This is a genomic window from Corallococcus praedator, from assembly GCF_003612125.1.
Classification (GTDB): Bacteria; Myxococcota; Myxococcia; order Myxococcales; family Myxococcaceae; genus Corallococcus; species Corallococcus praedator.
This window is the reverse complement of the sequence record NZ_RAWI01000808.1, coordinates 1-807: the sequence shown is the minus strand read 5'-3', so window position 1 is coordinate 807 and position 807 is coordinate 1. Positions and strand designations below refer to the sequence as shown.

Genomic DNA, 807 nt, shown 5'->3' with positions numbered 1-807 from the left:
AGAGGTGTATAAGAGACAGCGTGGAGGGGCTGCACCCCATGGTGGCGCAGCGCCGCCTCCAGGTCCGGCGGGAAGGGCGTGCGGGTGCGCAGGTTGAGGGCCGCGGCCTCCGCGAGCAGCGTGGCCCCCTCCTCGCGGGAGACCTCGGTGCCGAAGCGGTTCTGCTGCGCGTGCTTGAGGATGCGGCGGACCTCCCCCCGGCTCACCTCCGTGCGCGTCAGCTCCAGCACGCCCTGCTCATCCGACGCGATGACCTGGAGCAGCTCCACGCCGCCCCTCACCACGCGCGTGAGCAGCAGGCCGTACTGCCCATTGGAGGAGACGAGCGTCACCAGCGTCGGCAGCGCCTCCGGGGCCGCCGCGGGCGCTGACTCCCGGGGCGCCTCGGGCGGGGTGACGCCGCGCGAGCGCAGCCGGTAGAGCGCCTTCTTCGCGGCCTTGGCCAGGGGCTTCACGGGGGACGCGGACAGCGCCTCCGGCAGCGCCACGTGCCCCGCCAGCACGGCGGCCTCCAGCACCGCGCCCGCCCCGGTCTGGAAGCCACAGCCCAGCGGCGCGAACAGCTCCAGCGGCGCCGCCGCGTCCACCTTCACCGCGTTGTGCTGGTGCGCCAACACGTGCGTCGCGAACGACGACTGATGGAAGAAGCTGGAGCGGACCGGCGCCCCGCGCCACCGCATGGGGAAGGAGCCATCCGGCCGCGCACCCGAAACATTCCCCGCCGTGCCCTGCTCGCAATACGCCGGCTGTCCCCGCAGGCACGTGCCGCACGCGCGGCAGGAGAAGTAGCTGAGCACCACCGCGTCC

General features: G+C 73.7%; 1 pseudogene. It reads right to left on the bottom strand.

From position 1 onward, the window contains the following. Positions 1-807: pseudogene (locus tag D7Y13_RS41885) on the bottom strand (hypothetical protein); the annotation flags it as partial.